This window comes from Longimicrobium sp. (assembly GCA_036387335.1).
In the GTDB taxonomy this organism is placed as follows: Bacteria; Gemmatimonadota; Gemmatimonadetes; order Longimicrobiales; family Longimicrobiaceae; genus Longimicrobium.
Genome location: DASVTZ010000073.1, coordinates 73,553 through 93,109, shown reverse-complemented (window position 1 = coordinate 93,109; position 19,557 = coordinate 73,553). Strand labels below are relative to the sequence as shown.

Below are 19,557 nucleotides of genomic sequence, written 5' to 3'. Positions count from 1 at the left end.
CGCATGCCGCCTGCGCTCGGATCCACGATGCCGCTGAAGACCGAGCCGGTGGCGTCGCTGCTGCTGGCGGTGCGCGCGCCCATCACGAACGCGGCGATCACCAGAAGCCCTCCCACAACCGCGCTGCGCAGCACCGGGACCAGCTCCAGGCGGGGCTGCTTGCGGGACTCGATGTCGTTCTGAAGCCTCAACAGGAGAGACTGCATGCCAGCCTCCGGGGGTTCTGGTTCTCAGCGTGCGGGGAAGCGCCCAGCCAGGGCTAAGCCCCGGCCGCCGCCGTCCAGACCCCGCTCTGTCCCCCCTCTTTGTGCAGCAAACGTACCTCCACGATGGCCATTCCCCGGTCCATTCCTTTACACATATCGTAAACGGTGAGGAGCGCGCAGCTTACCGCCGTGAGCGCTTCCATCTCCACCCCCGTCTTGCCATCGGTGCGCGTGGTGGCCGTCGCGCGCAGGCCGGGGAGCGCCTGGTCCACCTCCAGCACGACGGCCACGGAGGTGAGGGGAAGGGGATGGCAGAGGGGGATCAGGTCGGCGGTGCGCTTCGCCCCCATGATCCCCGCGACCTCCGCGACGGTGAGGACGGCGCCCTTGGCCGCGCGCCCCTCCACCACCGCCGCCAACGTCGCGGGCGCCATGCGGATGCGCCCCTCGGCCACCGCCGTCCGCCGCGTCACCTCCTTGTCCCCCACGTCCACCATGCGGGGACGCCCGCGCTCGTCCAGGTGCGTGAATCCGCTCTCGCCGCTCATCTCGTTCTCCTGATCTTGCGGGTGTGGCACCGGTGCCTCTCTCCTGCGTCCCAACGACACGCGGCGCCCCGTCCGATGAGGACCGGAGCGCCGCGCAAGTGTCGTGTGCGTTTTGTTGGCCCCCCCGGCGAGTGAACTCGCTGCAACAACAGCACAAAGTCCGCCTTCGCGGACTCGCGGCCGAGGTCCGCGCCTATCAAGCCCACTTCAGTGGGCTTCGCGTGGTTCCAGCCGGGGGATTCATCCCCCGGTCGGATTCGTCCGTGTGAGGCGGTTGTCACCCCGCCCGCAGCAGATCCGCCCGGATCCCCCGCAGCAGATCGGCCACGATGAGCTGCGGGTTGACGTTGCCGGAGGCCAGGTCGCGCGCCTCCTGCACGCGCATCAGCGCCGAGGCCACGCCCTCCGCCTCCACGCGGCCGCGGGAGACGATGCCGTTGAGGAGCGCGGCGTCGTCCGTGTAGGCCAGGGCATCGGGCGCGCCGGCGGCGACAGCCATCAGGTCGCGGAGCCAGAGGGAGAGCGCTTCCAGGGTGCCCGTGAACTCGCCGCGCGCGCCGGCCGGCGCGACGGCGTTGGCTGCCGCCAGGCGGTCCGCAGCGGAGGTGGAGGTGGCGGCCTGGAGGAGCGACCGCCCCGCCTCGCGCTGGCGCTGGAGGACGCCGGCGCCGCCCGCACCGGGCAGGAGCCGCAGCGCCTTGCCGATCGCCCCAGCCGAGATCCCCGCCACGCGCTCCGCATCCGCGCGAGCCATCCCCTTCTCGCGCTCCAGGAAGTCCGCCACCGTCTCCGCCGGGAGCGGCACGAGACGCACCGGCAGGACGCGCGAGCGGATGGTGGGGAGGAGCGCGCCGGGGTTGGAGGAGGTCAGGATCAGCGTGGTGTCCGCCGGGGGCTCCTCCAGCAGCTTCAGGAAGGCGTTGGCCGCCTCCGGCGAGGACTCCTGCGGAACCATCGCCTCCGCGTCGCCCACCACGAACACCTTGCGCGACCCCATCGCCGGGCGCACGCTCGCGAAGCGCTGCAGGTTCTGGATCGTGCCCATGAAGTACGCCGGGGCGCGGTCGTACGCGGGGACGTGGAACGGGTCCGCGCGGCGCGAGGCCAGCTCCACCCCGCGCGACTCCTCCAGCTTCTCGCGCAGCTTCTCCGGGGTCGCCGCGTCGGGGCGGGGGAGGGGGAAGAACCAGTGCACGTCCGGGTGCTCCAGCCGCGGCACCATCCGGCAGCTCTGGCAGCGCCCGCACGCCAGCCCGTCCGGCGCCGGCGACTCGCACATGATCTGCTGCGCCAGCCAGAGCCCCACGCGCTGCTTCCCCACGCCGCTGGGGCCGTGGAAGAGGAGCGACTGCGCCAGCGTCCCCGCGCGCACGGCCGCCACGAGCACGCCGCGCACGTCCTCGTGGCCGTATACGGGCGTGAGCGCCATCAGCGCGCCTGCCCCCGCAACCAGGTGAGCGGGTCCACCGCCTGCCCGCCCGGCGCGCGGATCTGGAACTCGACGTGCGCCCCCTCCGGCGTCTGCTCGCCGCCGACGGTGCCCACCACCTGGCCCTTCACGATGGTGGCGCCCTGCTGCACCTGCACCTGCTTCAGGTAGAGGTAGAGCGAGTAGTAGCCGCCACCGTGGCTCACGACGACGGTCGGGCCGTAGCCTTCGAAGGGCGCGGCCATCTCCACGGTGCCGCCCTCCACCGCGCGCACCGGCGAGCCCGGCGCCGCGCCGATCCCCACGCCGTTGTAGCGGATGGCGGTGCCGTTGGGCTGCGTCACCCGCCCGAAGCGGTAGACCAGTCGCCCGCCCACCGGCCACGCCAGGTTGCCCACGTCCGCCGTGGTCATGGTGGACGCGGGGGCGCGCACCGGGGCCGCGGCGGCGGGAGCCGGACGGCCCGCGGCGGCGGCGCGGGTGCGCGCGACGGCCGCGGCGGCCACCCGGTCGCGCTCGCGGCGCTCGGCCTCGCGGCGGCGGGCCTCCAGCGTGGCGATGAGGCCGGTAAGGCGGCGCTCGTCGCGCGCCAGCTCGGCGAGCTGGGCGGTGGTGGAGCGCTCGTGCTTCTGCAGGACGTTGAGCGTCTCGCCTCGCTCGCCCTGGAGGCTGCGGAGCTGCTGGTGCTCGTCTCTGCGCTCGTTCTGCAGGTACTGGATGTCGTTGTAGCTGCGCCGCAGCTCCTGCTCGCGCAGGGTGAGCTGGCGCGAAAGCTCCTCCACCTCGTTCACCAGCCCCCGGTCGCGCTGGGCAACGAGGTGCAGGTACTTGTAGCGGTTGAGGAGGTCCGCGAAGGAGCGCGACGAGAGCAGCACCTCCGCCGCGTGCAGCGGGCCGCGCTTGTACAGGTCGCGCAGGCGGCGGTTGAGGAGCGACTTCTTCTCCGCCAGCCGCATCTGCGTGGTGGTCAGCTCAGCCGTGGTGGCGTCGATCTTCTTCTGCGTCTCGCTGAGCTGCAGGTTCAGCTCGCTCACCACGCTCGCCGAGACGGTGGCCTGGCGGCGGATGATGTTGAGCTCCGCGTTTACGTCGTGCACCTGCCCGCGGATGCGCTGCAGCTCGCCCCGCAGCTCCTGGCGCTCGCGGCGGATCTCCTGCAGGCGGCGCTGGCTTTCCGAGATCTCCTGCTGCGGCGCGCGCTGCTGCGCGATCGCCGCGAGGGGGAGGACGGCGGCCAGCAGGAGCGCGGCGAAGGCGCGGGCGGGGCGCACCGTCAGACCGCCTCCAGGTGGCGGCGCACCGCCACGATGCTGCTCAGGAAGCCGAACACCGTCCCCGCGACGACCACGCCCACGATCCACTCGGAGGGGAGCCACTTGAGGGCGAAGAGGTAGCGGTTCAGCGCGGCGAAGGCTACCCAGGTGAGCGCCGCGGCCGCGACCCCGCCCAGCAGCCCGGTGATGATCCCCTCCAGCACGAACGGCCGCTGCACGAAGCCGTCGGTTGCGCCCACCAGGCGCATGATGGAGATCTCTTCGCGCCGCGCGAAGACCGCGATGCGGATGGCGGTGGCGATGATGATCCCCGCCACCAGCGCGAACGCCCCGCCGATGGCCGTGGCCGCCGCGCCGAAGAGGCGGCGGATGGTGTAGATCTTCTCCACCCACCCGTCGCCGAAGTCCACCTCTTCCACGAAGGCGTACGCCTTCAGCCGATTCGCCACGCGCGACACCGCCTCGGGCGAGCTCTGGCCGGGGCGCAGCCGCACCTCCAGCGACGCGGGGAGCGGGTTGCTCTCCAGGTCGGTGAAGACGTCGCGGAACTCCTTCATCTCCTCCATCGCCGTGGCCAGCGCCTCCGTCTTGGTGACGTAGCGCAGCTCCTGCACCTCAGGAAGGCGGCGCAGCTCGTCCTGCGCCAGCTGGAGCTGCATGGCGGTGGCGTCGTCGCGAAGGTAGCCCACCACCTCCACCTTGTTCTCCACCTCGCGCACCGCCTGCGAGATGTTGAAGGCGGTGAGGCCGAAGAGCCCTACGATGAAGAGCGAAAAGGCGATCGCCACCACCGACAGCATCGTCAGCAGCGGCGTGCGGCGGAAGGCGGCGAGCGCCTCGCGGAGCGCGTACGACATGGGGTTCAGGCCTGCTGGGGTTCGCGTGCCGCGGGGGTGGGGGCGCTGTCGTAGACCACGGCGCCCTGGCTGAGCTCGATCACCCGGTACTGCGGGTGGGCGCGCACCAGGTCCAGGTCGTGGGTGGCCATCAGCACGGTCATCCCCATCGAGTTGATCTCGCGGAAGATCTCGAAGACGCCCTTGGCCGCCCACTCGTCCAGGTTCCCGGTCGGCTCGTCGGCCAGCAGAAGGAGCGGCTCGTTCACCAGCGCGCGCGCGATGGCCACGCGCTGGCGCTCGCCGCCCGAGAGCTCGTCCGGATAGGCGCGCGCCTTGTGCGCCAGCCCCACCTGCGTGAGCACGCGGTGCGCGAGCGGCGCGATGGCGGTGCGCTTCTTACCCGTCACCTCCAGCGCGAAGGCGACGTTCTCCTCGGCGGTGCGGTCGCGCAGGAGGCGGAAGTCCTGGAAGACGACGCCCATCTTGCGGCGCAGCATGGGGACGTCGCGCTGGCGGATGAGCTTGGACGAGAAGCCGGAGACGCGCACCTCGCCGCTCGTCGGCATCTCGGCCATCTGGATGAGGCGCATGACGGTGCTCTTCCCCGCGCCGGAGTGGCCGGTGAGGAAGACGAGCTCTCCCTTGCGGACGTGGAACGACACGTCCCGGAGCGCGGCGCCGGAGCGCGCGTACTCCTTGGATACGGATGAAAGCCTGATCACGGGAGGACCGGGGCACTGCTGGAGGGAACTGTCGGTGTGGGTCCAACTTAGCCGGGTTTTGCGCCGCTGTCAAACGGTTTGGCACATGCGCACGGCCAGTAGCACGGCCTCGCGCGTGGACGACCAGTCGGCAATCCCCCTGCCTGCGATGTCGAGAGCCGTGCCGTGGTCGGGCGAGGTGCGGGGGAAAGGAAGCCCCAGGGTGACGTTGACCCCGCTCCCGAAAGCCGCCGTCTTGAACGCCGCCATCCCCACGTCGTGGTACGGCGCGATCACCGCGTCGAACTCGCCGCGGACGGCGCGGGTGAACACCGTGTCCGCCGGCACCGGCCCGAACGCCTTCACCCCGCGCTCCGCCAGCATCCTGAGCGCCGGCTCCACGATCCGCTCCTCTTCGTCCCCAAAGAGCCCGCCGTCCGACGCGTGCGGATTGATGGCGCAGAGGGCCACGCGCGGCTCGGCGATCCCCCAGTGGGCGCGCAGGGCACGATGCGTGAGCTCCGCCTGCCGCACCAGCAGCCCCGCCGAGAGCGCGGCCGGCACGTCGCGCAGCGCCAGGTGCGTGGTGGCGAGGACCACGCGCAGGGGTCCGCCCAGCGCCGTCCGCTCCGCCGCCATCATCATCGCGACCTCCGGGACGCCGGCGAGGTCGCGCAGCATCTCGGTGTGCCCCGGGTAGTGCCATCCGCCCGCGTGGAAGGCGGACTTGTCGATGGGCGCGGTGACCACGGCGTCCACTTCCCCCGCCATCGCCATCTCCGTGGCGCGCCTGATCGCCTCCCCCGCGATCCGCCCCGCCGCCGCGACGCCATCCTCCAAAGTCCACCGCCCCACCGCGACGTCGTCCGCCCCGCCCAGCAGGTGCTCCGGCCCCACGCGCACGTACTCCGCCGCCGCCGCGACCTCCCGATCCGCGAGCGCCGCCGCGACCACCTCAGGCCCGATTCCGCGCGGATCTCCCAGCGTCACGGCGATACGTGGGCGTGTCCCCATGCTTCGGTGCTCCATCAAAGAAACTGCGGCCTCACGCGGAGGCGCGGAGACGCGGGAGAACTGCAACTACATGGCTCACACAGAGACACAGAGACACAGAGGAAAGGCAAGGAGGTCTTTCTCTGTGTCTCTGTGTCTCTGTGTGAGATTCGCTGTTTCTCTCTCTGCGGCTCCGCGTCTCCGCGTGAGACAATTTGGATGCTTGGGAGACAGGACGAAACCGCCCCCGCGCGCCAATGGGCTCGCGGAGGCGTCAGAATGCCAGCTCGTCCTTGGTGCGCTCGTCGCTCAGGACCTTGTAGAGGTCGCGGGCGGCGGCCTTGGAGACGCTCTTGCCGGGTAGGGCGAGGAGCTCCACCTGCAGCGTGCGGCGCGGATAGCGGATGGTGATCCGTCGGCCCGGGAGCACGGTGTCGCTGGGGCGCGCGTCGCGGCCGTCCAGCGACACGGCGCCCGCCTCGCACGCCGTCTTCGCCTCGCTTCGGCTCTTCGTGAGGCAGAGCCGGTGAAGGAGGACGTCTACACGGAGCGCTTCGTCCGCCATCGCCTCAGAGGTTGATGACGACGTGCGTGGTGCGGCGCAGCTCGGCCAGGAGCTGCTCCTCCAGGCGCTGCTCGGCCATGCGCTCCTTTACGCGCTCCGCCACGTCGGCGTACTCGTACTGCCCCTCTGCCTGGCGCTCCGTGATGCGCACGATGGCGAAGGAGGGCGCCCCCTGCGCGCTCGCCACCTCGAACGGCCCCACCAGCGTGTTCGCCTCGGCGGTGGCCAGCGGGGCGGCGTACGCGGGCGAAAGCTGCGCCAGCGGGATGTTGCGGTTCACGCGCTGGTCCGCCGGCGTGTTGGTGGCCGCGGCAAAGGTGCTCAGCGACGCGCCCCCGCGCACCGCCGTCGCGATGGAGTCGGCGCGGGTGCGGGCGGCCGCGATGTCCTCCGGCGTGATCTCCGGGCGGATCAGGATGTGGCGCGCCTGCCGCTCCGGCCCGCGAATGCGGTCCAGGCGGATGATGTGGAAGCCGAACTCCGTCTCCACGATCCCCGACGTCTGGCCGGGGCGCAGCGAGAAGGCCGCCACCTCGAACGGGCGCACCATCTGCCCCTCGCGGAACCACCCCAGGCTGCCGCCCTGCTCCTTCGACGCGTCGGCCGAGTAGCGGCGCGCCAGCACCTCGAAGTCGCCACCCCTGCCGAGCTCCGCCAAAACCTCCTCGGCGGTGCGGCGCGCGCGCGCCTTGGCCGAGTCGGAGGGGAGCGGCTTCACCAGCACCTGCTCGAAGGAGACGTTCGCCGGCCGCGTGCCAACCGACGCGCGCACGCCCTCAAAGAACTCGCGCGCGTCCGCGTCGGCGATGGTGGGGCGGGGGCGCTTGGCGACCTCCTGGCGCGCGTAGCGGTCGATCATCGTGCGGTCGGTGATCTGCCGCGTCAGGTCGCGTCGGTACTCCTCCAGCGTGCGGCCGGAGGCCTGCAGCGCGCGCGACAGCTCCGCCTCGGAGCCGTTGAAGCGCTGCTTGACCTGGGTGAGCTGCCGCTCCACCGCCTCGTTCACCTCCAGCTCGTTGACCGTCATCCCGGAAGCGCGCGCGGCCTCCAGCAGGATCAGGTCGCTGACGCGCTGCTCCACGATCTGGCGGATGAGCGCGGCCCGCTGCGCCGGGTCGGTGGGGATCTCGCGCCCCGACTCGCGGTACGCTTCCAGCCCCTGCTGGACGTCCGAGAAGAGGAGCGTGGTGTCGCCCACCACGGCCACCACGCGGTCCACCAGTTCCTCGCCCGGCTGGGCGGCGGGGACGGTCTGGGCCACGAGCGGCGAGCCGGCGAAGAGGGTGGCGATGGCGGCGAGCGCCGCGATTCGGTTGCGCATGAGCTGGTCTTGGGACTGCGGGAGTGGGCGGCCCCTGCCACCCGGAAGCGACCGGCCCGGGCGGATGCACCGCCCGGGCCGGCCCTGTTGTATGCCGGAGCGCCGCAGGGGTTCCCCCGCGGCGCCCCTCACCTGCTACGGCTGCGCCGGCGCCGGCTGTCCGCCCTGCGGAGCACCCTCAGGCGCGCCCTGCGGCTGCCCCTGCTGCGGCTGCCCCTGGGGAGGCATGCCCTGGGGCGGCATCCCCTGCTGCGGCATCCCCGGCTGGCCCTGCGGGAGCTGCGGCTGCGTGGCGCGGATCGCCTTCATCCGCTCCACCACGCGGGCGAAGGCGGCCTCGTTGACCTCGGAGCCGTACGAATCGCGCAGCGCCTGGCCCAGGCGGCCCAGCGGCTGCAGCTGCACCTGCCCGGAGAGGAAGGCCTGGATGAGCTGGCGCACCTGCTCCTCGATCGCCGCGTTGCCGGCCGACCCCTTGGGGATGCGGCGCGTGCCCAGCCCCGTGCCCTGCAGCAGCCCGCGGATCGCCGCGCGCGCGTCGGCACGGATGGAGTCGGTGGCCGCGCGCGACAGGTTGAAGTTGCGGCGCTTGGCCTCGGCCAGCAGGATCTCGCGGGTGGCCTGCTGCTTGAGGAAGTTCTCCACCAGAGAGTCGGGCGCCGAAGCGGCCTGCTTGCGCTGCGCGGACGGGATCTGCTCGATCACCATCGCCACCTCGCCCGAGGTGAGCTCTCCGCCGCGGTACTCCAGGAGGGTGCGGTTGGCGGCGCGGCCCTTGAGGGGCAGCTTCTCCATCGTCGCCATCTCCTTGATCTGCTTCACGGCGCCGGTCTGCACCTCGATCTTGGCGGCGGCGGTCAGGGAGTCGACGAACTTCTGCACGGCTTGGCCCTGCGTCTGGCGCGCCAGCATCTGGCGGAACTGCGGGCGCTGCTCGGCGGGGAGCGGCTGCGACTTGCGCTCTTCCACCTTGATGATGTGGTAGCCGAAGGGGCTCTCCACCACCTTGGACACCTGCCCCGGCTGCAGCGCGAACGCCGCCTGCTCGAAGGTGGGCACCATCTGCCCGCGGCCAAAGAAGCCGAGGTCGCCGCCCTGGTCCTTGGAGGTGTCCTCGGAGTGCTGGCGGGCGAGCGCGGCGAAGTCGGCGCCGCCGGCGGCCTGCGCCTGGAGCTGCTCGGCGCGGGCGCGCACCGCCTGCCGCGCGGCCGGTGCGGCGTCGGCCGCCACCTTGAGCAGGATGTGGCGGGCGCGCACCTGCGGGCCGGGGCCCTCGGTGTTCCACTTCTCGTCGAGCTGCGCCTCGGTGAACATGGTGTCCACGCGCACGTTGCTGTTCACGAAGCGCCCGAGGATCACCTCTTCGCGGGTCGGCTCGATCAGCTTGTCGAAGTCGAGCACGGCGAGGGTGGTGTCCTCGGCGGCGGCGGTGGCCAGGAGGGTGTACTCCACCCACATCTTGGCCAGCTCGCCGACGAGCTCCTCGGTCGGCTGGATCTGCGGGTTGGCGGCCAGCAGCGACGCGGCCTCTTCGACCTTGAGCTCTTTGCCGGCGGCCTGGGCCACCACGTCGGTGTGGGAAGACATGGCCTTGCCGAACGAGCCGCACCCTGCAAGCGCGAGGGCGGCGGCGGGCAACGCCCAGCGGGTAAACTTCATCACGATCTCCAAAACCGGGTGAGGGGACTGCGGCGCGGGCCGGATGGCCGGGGCGCGGGAAAAAAAGTGCGTTAGTGCGTTAGTGCGTTAGTGCGCTGGGGACGGTGCTTCCCCCCGCTTGTCATCCTGAGGGAGCCGCCCAGCAGGAGCCGGCGGTGCGCTCAGTACTCTCCTGCGGCGTCCGAAGGATCTAGCCGGTGCCGGGCCGGGATTCGCGACTCATCGCGGCCCCCTCGAAACGCGCAGTAGATCCTTCGCTCCGCGCCACAGGATGGAGCAGTGCAAGGTACGGTGAGGCGCTTCGCTCAGGATGACATAAAGGTCGAAAGCGCACTCACGCACTAACGCACTCACGCACTGCTGTTCTACGCCGCCGCGGCCTTCGCGACCTCCGCCACCAGGTCCCGCAGCGAGGCGAGAAGGGTGGGGAGGATCGGCTCCGTGCCGTGGCGGGTAAGGGCCAGCGAGAGCGGCATCGGGCGGCGGACCTCCACGGCCAGCTGGTGCGCGGAGAAGGCCGTCTGCAGCGACGCCATGCGCGGCACGTTGCCCCGGCGGAAGTTGATGCGCACGTCCCACGGACGCACCAGGATCCGCTCGATCCCCAGCTCGCCGCCCAGCAGCCGGAGCTGCGCCGTGGCGATCAGCGTCTCCACCTCTTCGCGGAGCGGGCCGTAGCGGTCGCGCAGCTCGCCGCGGATGGCTTCCGCCGCCTCCACCGTCTCCACGCGGGAGAGGCGGCGGTAGAAGTTGAGCTTCTGCGCCTCGTCCGTCACGTAGTCGTCGGGGATCAGCGCCGCGCCGTCCACCGAGACCTCGGCCAGCTGCACGCGGCTCTCGCCCTTGCCGCCCTTGAGCTGCTTGATGGTGTCGTCCAGCAGCCGCATGTACGTGTCCAGCCCCACCGCGTGCACGAAGCCGCTCTGCTGCGAGCCGAGGATGTTACCCGCGCCCCGCAGCTCGAGGTCCTTGAGGGCGATGCGGTAGCCGCTCCCCAGCTCCGTGTAGTGCTCCAGCACGCGCAGCCGCTTCTCGGCGTCTTCCTGGATCTCGTCAGGGATCAGCAGGTAGCAGAACGCCCGGTGGTGGCTGCGGCCCACGCGCCCGCGGATCTGGTAGAGCTGCGAGAGGCCGAAGTGGTCGGCACGGTTCACGATGAGCGTGTTGGCGCGGGGCACGTCCAGCCCGCTCTCGATGATGGCGGTGGCCACCAGCACGTCGCGCTCGCCGTCCAGGAAGGCGGTCATCACCGCCTCCAGCTCCTTCTCCCGCATCTGCCCGTGCGCGATGGCGATGCGCGCCTCGGGGATCAGCCGCTGCACCCGCTGCGCGACGACGTCGATCGTCTCCACCCGGTTGTGGACGAAGAACACCTGTCCGCCGCGGTCCAGCTCGCGCCGCATGGCGTCCTCGATGATCGCGTCGGCCCAGGGAAGCACGTGGGTGATCACCGGCTGCCGGTCGCGGGGCGGCGTCTGGATCAGCGTCATGTCGCGTAGCCCCAGCATGGAGAAGTGCAGGGTGCGCGGGATGGGCGTCGCCGTGAGCGTCAGCACGTCCACCGTGCGGCGGAGCTGCTTGAGGAGCTCCTTGTGCTTCACCCCGAAGCGCTGCTCCTCGTCCACGACGATGAGGCCCAGGTCCTTGAAGTGCACGTCGTGCGACAGCAGGCGGTGCGTGCCGATCAGGATGTCCACCTCGCCCGCCTGCAGGCGCCGCAGCACGTCCGACTGCTCCTTCGTGGTGCGGAAGCGCGAGAGCGCCTCGATCCGCACCGGGAAGTCGGCCAGCCGCTCGCTGAAGGTGTGCATGTGCTGCTCGGCGAGGATCGTCGTCGGCACCAGCACCGCCACCTGCTTCCCGTCCTGCACGGACTTGAACGCCGCGCGGATGGCGATCTCCGTCTTGCCGTAGCCCACGTCGCCGCAGATCAGGCGGTCCATGGGGCGCGGCGACTCCATGTCCTTTTTGACGTCCTCGGTGGCCTGGCGCTGGTCGGGCGTGTCCTCGAAGAGGAAGGCGCTCTCCATCTCGCGCTGCCAGCGGGTGTCGGCGGAGAACGCGTAGCCCTTTTCCGCGGCACGGGCGGCGTACAGCTCCAGCAGCTCCGAGGTCATCTCTTCGATGGCCTTCTTGGTCCGCTGCTTCTGCCGGCTCCAGTCCTTGCCGCCGATGCGGTGCACCTTGGGCGCGGGCGCGTTCTCGTCCGGGTCGCTCACCCACCGCTCGATCAGGTCCACCCGGTGCACGGGCACGCGCAGCAGCTCGCCCCCCGCGTACTCGATCACCAGCGTCTCGAACTGCTCCTCGCCCACGCGCACCAGCTCCATCCGCCGGAACTGCCCCACGCCGTGGTCCATGTGGACGACGTAGTCCCCCGGCTTGAGCGCCGCGATGCTCTCCAGCGCCGCCCCGCCGCGGAACCGGCGGCGCCTGCGCACGCGTCGCGAGCGGCGAAAGATCTCGTGGTCGGTCAGCAGCCGCAGCGGGGGCTCCGCGTCCGCCAGCACGAAGCCGCCGCCGATGGAGCCGATCCCCAGCTCCACGTGCCGCGCGATGCGCAGCTCGTCCAGCAGCTCCTGCAGGCGCTCCAGCTGTCCCTGGTTGTCGCACAGGATAAGCGTCTGCTCGCCGCGCGCCGCCGCCCCGCGCAGCACGTCGCCCAGCCGGCCCATGTCGCGGTCGATGGCCTCCGGCGGCAGGGCGCGGAAGCGGGCCGTGGTCTGCGTGGGAAGGGTGCCCGTGTCTTCGATGAAGAGCTGGGCGAACCCTTCCAGCCTGCGCGCCGCCTCTTCCGCGGGAAGGAAGAGCGTCTCCGGCGCGTCCGGGCGGTTCCCGCGCTGCGCCTCGGCGGCGTGGAGGCGGCGGACCTCCTGCCAGGTGCGGTCCAGCTCGCCGCGCGTGCCGCCGCCGGCCAGGTGCACCACCACGGCGTCCTGCGGCAGGTACTCCAGCAGCGACTTGCGCTCGCTCCCCTCGGTGGCGCGTGCGGAGCGCGCCCCTACGCTCGCCTGCGCGCGCAGGTCCACGGGCAGCAGCTGCAGCTCGTCCACGGAACGCACGGAGAGCTGCGTCAGGATGTCGAAGAAGCGGATCGACTCGACGGTGTCGCCAAAGAACTCGATGCGCGCCGGCTCCGGCGCGCCGAAGCCGAACACGTCCACGATGCCGCCGCGCAGCGCGAACTGCCCCACCGCCTCCACCGTGGGCACCCGCTCGAAGCCCATCCCCTCCAGCCGCGCCGCCAGCTCGGGAAGGAGCACGTCCTCGCCGGTGCGGATCTCCAGCCGCAGGTCGTCCAGCCCTTCCACGGCCGGCGCAAGCTCCTGCAGCGCGCGCGGCGTGGTGACGAGGAGCGACGCGCGGCCGGAGAGGAGCGCCTCCAGCGCCTCCACGCGGGTGCCGCCGATCTCCAGGTGCGGCTCGCCCTCCTCGTACGGCAGCGACTCGCGCTGCGGGTACAGGAAGACGGCGCCCTCGCCCAGGAGCGCTTCCAGGTCGGCCGTGGCCTGCTCGGCGGCTTCGGGCCCGGCGGCCACCAGCGTCCAGATCCGCTCGGGGCGGGCGCGGTGGAGCGCGGACACCAGCACCAGCGGGGCGGAGCCGGCCAGCCCCGAGGCAAGCGCGCTCCCCCCCGCCCGCGGCAGGCTAGCCGCCAGCGCCTGGAAGGCGGGGACGGACCGGAACGAATCGATCAGCAGCGGGTGCGGCACAGCACGGTGGGTCGGGTCTGCTCCAGGGGCGGCACTGGGTTTTTTCTGGACAACCCTGGATTTTAGCCCCTCAGGGCGCTTCAAGTCAACCGGCAGGGGTGACGGATGGCGGACGCCACCCCCCTTTGTCATCCTGAGGGAGCCGCCCTCCAGACATCCGCCGTGTCCCGCCCTGCCGTTGCGGCGACCGAAGGATCTAGCCGGCGAGGCCGGAGGACGGCGTGCGGCGACGGGGCTCTCGGCGCGCGCAGTAGATCCTTCGCTCCGCGCCATGCATCCGGGCGGAGTTGAGGACGGTGCGGCGCGTCGCTCAGGATGACAGATGGGCCCGTAACTTGTCGTTACGCTTGCTACTGGGGCCGCTGGGCCCATATTTGAAGACACACCCTCCACCCCCTCGCGCCAGGCGTACTTGCCCGCACACCCCGCAGCGCCGGACGTCTGGCGCATCACGACGCCGCTGTCGTTCGTGCCGCGAGAGGTGCATGCGTACCTGGTGCGCCTGCAGGCAGACAGGTGGATGCTCGTGGATGGCGGAATCGGGACGGAGGAGGCGTGGGAGGCGCTGGATGGCGGCGTGCAGGAGGCGGCGGGGGGGTGGAACGGCGTATGCCTGCACGTCATCACGCACATGCACGTGGATCACGTGGGGCTCGCGGTTCGCGCACTCCGGGCCGCTCCCGCGCCGCTGGCGATGGGCGCGCTGGACGCCGAGCGGATGGCCTTCGCCGCCGCCAACCCGGCAGATGAAGCCGCATACCGCGCGAGCCTCCTGCGCCGCGCCGGGGCTCCCGCCGAGATGGTGCGCGCCTTGGAAGCTACCATCTCCGGTTCCAAGGCGCTCGCCCCGCCGTTCGCGGCCGACGTGCTCCTCCGCGGCGAGGACGGCGACCTGCCCGGCGCGCCGGGGTGGCGATGGGTGTGGACGCCCGGGCATACGGCGGGGCACGTGTCGCTCCACCGCCCGGCGGACGGGGTGCTGATCGCGGGCGATGCGGTCCTCCCCCGCATCACCCCCACACTGGGAGTGAACCGCCAGCGCGCGGACCCGGTGGGCGACTACGTGGCGGCACTGGAGCGGCTGGAGGCGCTCGCGCCCGTCCTCATCCTGGGCGGCCACGGCGCGCCGACGGGCCCGCGGCGCATCCGCGAGCTGCGCGACGCCGCCGAAGCCGAGACCGAAGCGGTGGACGCGTGCCTGGATGGGGGCCCGATGAGCACCTGGGAGGTGGTGAAGCGGCGCTACCCGGGGCGCGACCTCGCCCCCTCCACGCGGATGCTGGCGATCCGCGAGACGCGCGCCCACCTGGACCGGCTGGCAGCCGCGGGACGCGCCGTCGTACACCCGTCGCCGGACGGGGCGGAGATCTTCTCCCGCCCCTCGTAGCACCTGGCCCGCGCCGACCGCGCGCGCCACGACTTCCCGTCCGGAGCCATCCGATGTCCAAGCTGCTCGGTTTCCTCCTCCTCCTGATCGGCGCCGTGGTGCTCGTGCCGCAGCTGCGCGCGCGGGCCATGCCCCACGTGCAACCGGCGCTGAACCCGTTCTACGAATGGTCCGCGCGCAACCGCGTCAACGACATCGTGGAGATCCTGCACGAGGAGGAGACGTTGGGGCGCAACATACCGGATCCGGCGAGCTTCGCGGGCTTCGTGGCCCGGCGCGACTTCCAGCAGGACGCCGCGAACGACCCCTGGGGAACGCCGTTCTACCTGCGCCTCACACGCAAGGCGTACTTCGTGGGCTCCGCGGGGCGCGACCGCCTCCCGAACACGGAGGACGATATCGTCTCGCCGCCGCAGCCCCGCAAGCCGGCGGTGCGCCGGTGAGCGCGATGCTGAAGGTGGGGCTCACCGGCAACATCGCCGCGGGCAAGTCCACGGTGGCGCGCATCTGGCGCTCGCTCGACGCCACCGTGGTGGACGCCGACGTCCTGTCGCGCCAGGCGGTGGAGCCGGGTACTCAGGCGCTGGCCCGCATCGCGGAGGAGTGGGGCGACGAGGTAGTGGAAGCCGGGGGCGGGCTGGACCGCGCCGCGCTGCGCCGCATCGTCTTCGCCGACCCGAGCGCGCGCGAGCGGCTGGAGGCCATCGTGCACCCCGCCGTCGCAGAGCTCCGGGAGGAGGCGTACCGCGCCGCGCAAGAGCGGGGGGAGCGCGTGGTGGTGGCGGACATCCCCCTCCTCTTCGAAGTGGGGCTGGTGGACGACTTCGACGCGGTGGTGCTGGTGGACGCCCCCGAGGAGGTGCGCCTCGCGCGGCTGGTGGGCGACCGCGGCATGGACCCCGAGGAGGCGCGCCGCATGATCGCCGCGCAGATGCCCTCGGAGCTGAAGCGCGCGCGCGCCGACTTCGTCATCTCCAACACGGGGACGCTGATGGAGCTGGACCGCCGCTCGCGCGAGGTGTGGACCGAGCTCCTGCGGCGCGCGCGTGGCTGAGCTGCTGCGCGTGGACATGCACGTCCACACCCGCCACTCGCCGGACTCGCTGAACCCGCTGGAGGGGATCCTCGCCGCGATGGACGAGCGGGGGATCGACCGCGTGGTCATCGCCGACCACAACCGCATCGACGGCGCTCTCCGCCTGCGCGACCTCGCCCCCGACCGCGTGCTGGTGGGCGAGGAGGTGAAGACGCGCGAGGGGCCGGACATCATCGGCATCTTCCTCACCGAAGCGATCCCCCGTGGCACCCCTATTCGCGAGACGTGCGAGGCGATCCGGGCGCAGGGCGGCGTCGTATACGTCCCGCACCCCTTCGACACGCGCCGCAGCGGGGCGGGGAAGCTGCTCGACGAGATCGCGGAGCTGGTGGACGTGGTGGAGGCGCACAACGCGCGCACCTTTCGCCCCGAGCTGAACGAAAGGGGCGAATCGTGGGCCCGCGCGGCCGGAAAGCGCCTCGGCGCTGGCTCGGACGCGCACACGCTGGCCGAGATCGGCGCCGCCTACGTGGAGGTCCCCCCGTTCGAGCCCACGCGCGACGGACTTCTCCGCGCGCTGGACGGCGGGCGGGTGGCGGCGCGGGGGACCTCGCCGCAGCTCGTGGTGCTGGGCTCGGCGTATGCAAAGGTGCGCAAGCTGATCCTTCCCGACTGAACCGGAGCGAGACCATGCGACTTCTGATCGCCGCGCTGCTGCTGTGCTCTGCCTGCTCGCGCCACGAGCCCGGCGCCGACGGTGCCCCCGCGTCCGCCGAGCAGACCCCGCCCACCCCCGGCGCCGTCCAGGCCGACAGCGCCAAGTCCGACGTCACCGGCCCGAACGGCCCGCGAACCGGCGGGTGATCCCCGAAAACCAAGGGCTCACGCGAAGGCGCTAAGGCGCAAAGAAAGTACTTCCGAGTCTTCCCTTCGCGTCTTCGCGCGTTTGCGTGACACCTTGCGTTGGAACCACCGCGGGGCTAGATCGTGCGGCCCGGGCGGGCTCGCCGCGGCGGGATGAACGAGAGTCGAAGAAATGAGCGATCACAACAACTACCGGCGCGAGGCCCCCGTGGACCTCGCGTCCATCTTTTTGGGGCCCAAGGGCGAGAACGCGGACGTCTTCGAGCGGCTGCTGCTGGAGGCGTTCCGCGACCACGTCTTCTGGAGGCGCAACTTCCATCCGGAGGACGGCTTCCAGGTGCGGGAGATGGACCGGCTCGCGCCCGAGTACCAGGCCTCGCTGTCCACGCTCTCCACCGAGCTGATGGGTCTGCTCGGGGAGCTCAAGGCGGGGGTGCCGTTCTTCAGCCCGCGCTACATAGGGCACATGTCGAGCGACCTGACGATGGCGAGCCTGATCGGCTACTTCGCCACGATGCTCTACAACCCGAACAACGTGGCGGCCGAGGCGTCGCCCGTCACCACGCGCATGGAGCTGGAGGTGGCGGACCAGCTCGCGCGCATGATCGGCTACGATCCCGCGAAGCAGTGGGGCCACCTCACCTCCGGCGGCACCGTCGCGAACTTCGAGGCGCTCTGGGTCGCGCGCAACGTGAAGTACCTCCCGGTCGCGGTGCGCTGGGCGGCGGAGGAGGCGGGGGTGGGCGGGCTCTCGGTGGGCACTCCCGCGGGCGGGCGCGCCTCGCTGGACGACATGGACCTGTGGGGCCTCCTCAACGTCGCGCCGGAGGACGCCATGGACCTGGCCGACGCCTTCCGCGCGCGCCTGGGGGATGACGGCGCGGCGGTGGAGGCGCTGGCGCAGCACTCGCTGGCCGGCCTCGGCTACCAGGAGTTCGGGCGGCGCCTTTCGCAGCAGTTCGGCGACGCGCTGCAGGACGGGGCGGTGCTGGTCCCCTCCACCGCCCACTATTCGTGGGAGAAGATCTGCCGAGCGCTGGGGATCGGCGGGCGGCAGCTCATCCACGTCCCCGTGGACCGGCGCTTCCGCATGGACCCCGCCGCCCTGGAGGCGACGGTGCACGCCCTGGCGGATCGCAAGCAGCCCATCATCGCCTGCGTCTCGGTGATCGGGACGACGGAGGAGAGCGCGGTGGACCGCCTGGACCTGATCGCCGACGTGCGCGAACGGGTGGCGCGGGAGCGCGGCGTCGCCTTCCACCTGCACGCGGACGCGGCGTGGGGCGGCTACGCGGCCTCCATCACCCGCGGTCCGGACGGGCGCCGCCGCTCCTACGAGGACGCGCTCGCCGACTATGCGCCCGAGGCGTGGCCCGAAGAGGGAGTGTACCGCGGCCTCTGCGCAATGGAGCGCACCGATACGGTCACCATTGACCCGCACAAGCTGGGCTTCATCCCATACCCGGCGGGCGCGGTTTCCTTTCGCGACCTGCGGGTGCGCGAGCTGGTGGCGGTGGAGGCGCCGTACCTGTTCCACCGCGGCGCGTCGGAGTGGGGGTACATCGGGCGCTTCATCTTCGAGGGATCCAAGCCGGGCGCTGCGGCGGCGGGCGTGTGGATGTCGCACAAGGTGCTGCCGCTCGACTCCAGCGGCTACGGCCGGCTCATCGGCGAGACGGCGCGCGGCGCCCTCCTCCTGCACCGCCGCCTCGCGAGCGGCGATTGGGGTCCGTTCACCCTGGTTCCGCTCCCCCTGCCGGACCTGAACATCGTCTGCTTCGCCATCGGCCATCCGTCGCTCACCACGCTGGAGGCGACCAACGACTTCGCGGGGCGCGTGTACGGCGCCATGAGCGTGTCCGAGGAGCGCTCCGCGCGCCAGCTCGACTACTTCGTCACCAAGACCGTGCTGCGCGCGCGGGAGTACGGCCACGCCGCCGACCCCATCCTCCAGGGGCTCGGCTTCTCCCGCGAGGACTACGAGCGCGCCGGCGGCGTCAGCGTCATCCGCTGCACGGTGATGGACCCGTTCCTCGCCTCGCGGCGCGGGAAGATGGACTTCGTGGGCGGGTTCGCGAAGACGCTGCGGGGGGTGCTGGAGGCGGTGTTGTAAGGCGGGCGGGGGTCGGGCACGCGGGGTCCCCCTCTCCCCGGCCCTCTCCCCCGCAAGCGGGGGAAAGGGTGCACTCCGCCTGTCTCGGGCATCTGCTCGCAGGGCACGGTTGATCGTGCCCACCCTCGGCCTGACGCCCCACGCACCAACCCCGTAGGGGCAGCCCCGCGTGGCTGCCCGTGCCCCGCGCGGCGCCGCCGCCTGCCCGCGGCACCTACGCCCGCCAAACGCCCCTCCCCCAGCAGTTTGGGGGAGGGGCAGCGAGGAACGAGCGGGGTGGGGGCCTGCGCCGCCTTACTCCTCCTCCGCCTCGACGTTCTGCTCCTCGCGGGCGACGCGCAGGTACTCGCGCAGCGACTCTTCGGGGATCTGGCTGAGCTGGCGGAGGATCGCCTGCGCCTGCTCGCGCAGCGGGGCGGCCTCGTCGCGGGTCAGCTCGTCGTCGAAGTCGAAGGGGAAGGCTTCGCGCTCGTCGTCGCCCTCGTCCGTGGTCGGGTCGATCCCGGAGAGAGGGTGGAAGACCATGGTCACGCCGAGCGCGTTGGAATCGTCCACGTACGGGCTGATCTCGGCTTCGGCCAGGTACAGCTCCCCTTCGTCCTCGAAGATGCGGAAACCGACCAGCAGCCCGAGCCCGTCCTCGGCGTGAGGGGTGTGTTCGTGGCTCGGGTGGTCGTGTTCGTGAATCGGCATGTCTCCTCCGGCGTAGGGTCGGGTTCGTGGTCCGCGGGCTGAACCGCGGCGCGCGCAAGATACGCACCCGCCCCGCGCGCTGACAGGGCGCACCCCACGCGAACCTCGCCGCCGCGCCGGTGTACCCGCACCCCTGGACCGGTCTAGCCCCCCGCCGGGGGCCAGACCGGATTTTCTATTTTCATCCGCCGGAGAGGGTGCCGTCTTGAAGTCGCG

Annotated in this window: 18 protein-coding genes; 6 read left to right on the top strand and 12 right to left on the bottom strand. The window is 71.8% G+C overall.

The genetic code is table 11. The annotated features are described in order from the left end of the window. From VF647_06465 to mfd, 11 genes are all read right to left on the bottom strand, one after another. A partial coding sequence (locus VF647_06465; GenBank protein HEX8451719.1) for a hypothetical protein occupies nt 1–206 on the bottom strand: 206 nt, incomplete at its 3' end. A gap of 53 nt (nt 207–259) precedes the next feature. Continuing rightward, entirely contained in the window at nt 260–754 is a 495-nt protein-coding gene (moaC, locus tag VF647_06460) for a cyclic pyranopterin monophosphate synthase MoaC (protein HEX8451718.1), read from the bottom strand. A gap of 277 nt (nt 755–1,031) precedes the next feature. Beyond that, nucleotides 1,032–2,183 (bottom strand): hypothetical protein, encoded by a 1,152-nt coding sequence (locus VF647_06455; GenBank protein ID HEX8451717.1) that lies wholly within the window; start codon nt 2,181–2,183, stop codon nt 1,032–1,034. Continuing rightward, entirely contained in the window at nt 2,183–3,454 is a 1,272-nt protein-coding gene (locus VF647_06450; GenBank protein HEX8451716.1) for a peptidoglycan DD-metalloendopeptidase family protein, read from the bottom strand. The genes VF647_06455 and VF647_06450 overlap by 1 nt, the downstream gene beginning before the upstream one ends. A gap of 2 nt (nt 3,455–3,456) precedes the next feature. Beyond that, complete coding sequence (locus VF647_06445) at nt 3,457–4,314, bottom strand: permease-like cell division protein FtsX (protein HEX8451715.1); 858 nt, start codon at nt 4,312–4,314, stop codon at nt 3,457–3,459. 5 nt (nt 4,315–4,319) lie between these two features. Next, nucleotides 4,320–5,018, bottom strand: a complete 699-nt coding sequence (gene ftsE / locus VF647_06440) for a cell division ATP-binding protein FtsE (GenBank protein HEX8451714.1) — start codon at nt 5,016–5,018, stop codon at nt 4,320–4,322. A gap of 69 nt (nt 5,019–5,087) precedes the next feature. Beyond that, entirely contained in the window at nt 5,088–6,011 is a 924-nt protein-coding gene (gene pdxA, locus VF647_06435; GenBank protein HEX8451713.1) for a 4-hydroxythreonine-4-phosphate dehydrogenase PdxA, read from the bottom strand. Between the two features lie 253 nt (nt 6,012–6,264). After that, complete coding sequence (locus VF647_06430; GenBank protein ID HEX8451712.1) at nt 6,265–6,555, bottom strand: S4 domain-containing protein; 291 nt, start codon at nt 6,553–6,555, stop codon at nt 6,265–6,267. A 4-nt stretch (nt 6,556–6,559) separates the two neighbouring features. Beyond that, nucleotides 6,560–7,876, bottom strand: coding sequence for a peptidylprolyl isomerase (locus VF647_06425; GenBank protein ID HEX8451711.1), 1,317 nt, complete (start codon nt 7,874–7,876; stop codon nt 6,560–6,562). A gap of 135 nt (nt 7,877–8,011) precedes the next feature. Beyond that, nucleotides 8,012–9,535 (bottom strand): peptidylprolyl isomerase, encoded by a 1,524-nt coding sequence (locus VF647_06420; GenBank protein HEX8451710.1) that lies wholly within the window; start codon nt 9,533–9,535, stop codon nt 8,012–8,014. Nucleotides 9,536–9,900: 365 nt separating this feature from the next. Further along, the gene (gene mfd / locus VF647_06415) at nt 9,901–13,248 is read right to left on the bottom strand and encodes a transcription-repair coupling factor (protein HEX8451709.1); all 3,348 of its coding nucleotides are present in this window, start codon (nt 13,246–13,248) and stop codon (nt 9,901–9,903) included. A gap of 412 nt (nt 13,249–13,660) precedes the next feature. On the opposite strand from mfd, the gene VF647_06410 reads away from it, so the two are divergent. The 6 genes from VF647_06410 to VF647_06385 all read left to right on the top strand — a co-directional run bounded on the left by VF647_06410 (nt 13,661) and on the right by VF647_06385 (nt 18,648). After that, nucleotides 13,661–14,635 carry an MBL fold metallo-hydrolase gene (locus VF647_06410; GenBank protein ID HEX8451708.1) on the top strand — a complete coding sequence of 325 codons (975 nt, stop codon included), beginning with the start codon at nt 13,661–13,663 and terminating at the stop codon, nt 14,633–14,635. 53 nt (nt 14,636–14,688) lie between these two features. Further along, complete coding sequence (locus VF647_06405; GenBank protein HEX8451707.1) at nt 14,689–15,078, top strand: hypothetical protein; 390 nt, start codon at nt 14,689–14,691, stop codon at nt 15,076–15,078. Between the two features lie 5 nt (nt 15,079–15,083). Beyond that, nucleotides 15,084–15,689, top strand: coding sequence for a dephospho-CoA kinase (gene coaE, locus VF647_06400; GenBank protein HEX8451706.1), 606 nt, complete (start codon nt 15,084–15,086; stop codon nt 15,687–15,689). After that, on the top strand, nt 15,682–16,347 hold the full coding sequence (locus VF647_06395) for a PHP domain-containing protein (protein ID HEX8451705.1): 666 nt from the start codon (nt 15,682–15,684) through the stop codon (nt 16,345–16,347). The genes coaE and VF647_06395 overlap by 8 nt, the downstream gene beginning before the upstream one ends. A 14-nt stretch (nt 16,348–16,361) precedes the next feature. Continuing rightward, on the top strand, nt 16,362–16,535 hold the full coding sequence (locus VF647_06390; GenBank protein HEX8451704.1) for a hypothetical protein: 174 nt from the start codon (nt 16,362–16,364) through the stop codon (nt 16,533–16,535). A gap of 172 nt (nt 16,536–16,707) precedes the next feature. After that, nucleotides 16,708–18,648: a pyridoxal-dependent decarboxylase gene (locus VF647_06385; GenBank protein HEX8451703.1), complete on the top strand. Its 1,941-nt coding sequence runs from the start codon at nt 16,708–16,710 to the stop codon at nt 18,646–18,648. 294 nt (nt 18,649–18,942) lie between these two features. Here VF647_06385 and VF647_06380 read toward each other — a convergent pair whose 3' ends face one another. Further along, nucleotides 18,943–19,341 (bottom strand): hypothetical protein, encoded by a 399-nt coding sequence (locus VF647_06380; GenBank protein ID HEX8451702.1) that lies wholly within the window; start codon nt 19,339–19,341, stop codon nt 18,943–18,945. Nucleotides 19,342–19,557 lie beyond the last annotated feature (216 nt).